The sequence below is a fragment of the Enterobacter cloacae complex sp. OE43NF genome (assembly GCF_023544405.1).
GTDB classification, from domain to species: Bacteria; Pseudomonadota; Gammaproteobacteria; order Enterobacterales; family Enterobacteriaceae; genus Enterobacter; species Enterobacter cloacae.
This window is the reverse complement of the sequence record NZ_JAMJFW010000115.1, coordinates 1-2153: the sequence shown is the minus strand read 5'-3', so window position 1 is coordinate 2153 and position 2153 is coordinate 1. Positions and strand designations below refer to the sequence as shown.

General features: G+C 46.4%; 3 protein-coding genes. 2 read left to right on the top strand and 1 reads right to left on the bottom strand.

Annotated features, from left to right (window positions below):
• Positions 1–395, bottom strand: a 395-nt coding sequence (locus M8370_RS23135; RefSeq protein WP_284038931.1) for a flagellar cap protein FliD N-terminal domain-containing protein, incomplete at its 3' end; no start/stop codon positions are given.
• Between the two features lie 397 nt (positions 396–792).
• Between M8370_RS23135 and M8370_RS23130 the strand changes: the two genes are divergently transcribed.
• Positions 793–1632 carry a flagellin N-terminal helical domain-containing protein gene (locus M8370_RS23130; RefSeq protein WP_250021848.1) on the top strand — a complete coding sequence of 280 codons (840 nt, stop codon included), beginning with the start codon at positions 793–795 and terminating at the stop codon, positions 1630–1632.
• A gap of 62 nt (positions 1633–1694) precedes the next feature.
• Positions 1695–2153, top strand: a 459-nt coding sequence (fliB, locus tag M8370_RS23125) for a flagellin lysine-N-methylase (protein WP_250021847.1), incomplete at its 3' end; no start/stop codon positions are given.

The window sequence follows — 2153 nt, the reverse complement described above, 5'->3', positions numbered from 1 at the left end:
GTGATGGTGATTTTACGTGTTGTACCCGTCGTATCGCCCAGTAACTCTGTGTTGGTGGCATAGGAACCCGTTGTGAGCGCCTGTGCTTTTGCCACCTGGTTCACGTTAACAACATAAGATCCGACGGAAGCGTCAGATGTAGTGGTAGCCGTAAATGCTGTGTTGGTGCTGCTCACGGAGGTTGAGTTCCATGTCGACGCTTTAGCCAGCGCAGCTGTTGCAGTCTGCAGTGAGGTCATGGCGCTCTGCAGCTTGCCGTAAGCACTTAATTGTGCGTTATACGTTGATTGCTGGGAAGTAATCGTCTTCAGCTTGGTCCTTTCTGCTGCATCTAACTGATTATATAAATCCCCGAGTCCTGCAGAACCTATCCCGAGGTTGCTGATAGTAGCCATGCATATTTTCCTTAAATCCGAAAGTAGTTCAGGACTCTTATCGGCCTCTAATAGTAAAAGTTTATGATGGTGGGAAAAAAATAATCCAAAGAATAGGCCTGTCATGACGCGTCAAATGAAACGATTGCACTTTAGATAATTCTCGGGGCGTCAATAACACAGATAAATGTGTGTCTTTTTTGTCATCTGCCGCGCGATAAAAAGACTCGAATAATAACCTAGAGATGAACTTTAATCGATTTTTTGAGAAATAAATTATTAATAATCATTACGTTAGGATTTTTTTAAAATTGATTCTAAAGTCTTTTCGGTACCCGTCGATAACCTTGTTGACGGTGAGAGACGCTGTGAGTGTTAGGCACCGGACCTAAAACCCAATTTTGAAGGAAAGAAAATTATGGCAGTTATCAATACTAACCTGTTGTCCCTGACCACTCAGAACAACCTGAACAAATCTCAGTCTTCTCTGGGCACTGCTATCGAGCGTCTGTCCTCTGGTCTGCGTATTAACAGCGCGAAAGATGACGCTGCAGGCCAGGCGATTGCTAACCGCATGACCTCCCAGGTTAAAGGTATGACCCAGGCGGCACGTAACGCCAACGACGGTATCTCCCTGGTTCAGACTGCTGAAGGTAACCTGAACGAAATCAACACCAACTTACAGCGTATTCGTGAGCTGGCGGTACAGGCAGCTAACGATACAAATAAAGATACCGACCTGGCTTCTATCAACACTGAAATCACCCAGCGTCTGTCTGAAATTGACCGTATTGCTAACTCAGCTAACTTCAACGGCAAAAAACTGCTGGACGGCAGTGTCACTTCTCTGAGTATTCAGGTTGGCGCAGGCACAACCGGTGACGATACTATCACTATTGATAACAAAGTACTGATTGATGCTAAATCTGCGACTATCAGTGGTGGTACTGATATCAGCACTGCAATTACAGATAATGCCACTGCTAAGAAAGTAATCGATGCTGTGGATACTTCTATCAAAGCCGTTGATAGCGCACGTTCTAACATGGGTGCGATTCAGAACCGTTTCGAGTCAACCATTAATAACCTGAACAATTCAATCAACAACCTGTCTGCGGCACAGTCCCGTATCCAGGACGCTGACTACGCAACCGAAGTTTCCAACATGTCCCGCGCGCAGATCCTGCAGCAGGCTGGTACTTCTGTTCTGTCTCAGGCAAACCAGGTACCACAGACCGTTCTGTCTCTGCTGCGTTAATTTTACGCACGAAACCCCGCTTCGGCGGGGTTTTTTTGTCTCTGAATTTTGAGGACCCGCCTGTGAAACAGATCGTTATTACCCAGCCTAAACTGGTCGCAGATTTTTCCTGTGTCGGTGGGGAATGCCGTGAACATTGTTGTCAGGGCTGGACAATCGCATTTGATAAATCCTCCGTTAACCGCTACCTGAACAGTAAAAATGCCGAGATTCGTCAGACGGCGAAAACGGCGATAAAAGTCACCAAAAAACAGTATGGCAACTGGGGAGAAGTGATTTTCTCTACGGAAAGTAAAAACTGCCCGTTTATGGATACGGAAAAACTCTGCTCTATTCATAGCGCCATGGGTGCCCAAGCCCTAAGCCCAACCTGTTCGACGTTCCCTCGGACAAGCCGGGTTTATAAAAATGAAATCGAAAAATCGCTGAATCTCTCGTGTCCGGAAGTCACCCGACTGCTGTTGAACGATCGGGAGTCAATGTCGATGATGGAATCCATCACCATCCAGCAGGACGTCAAT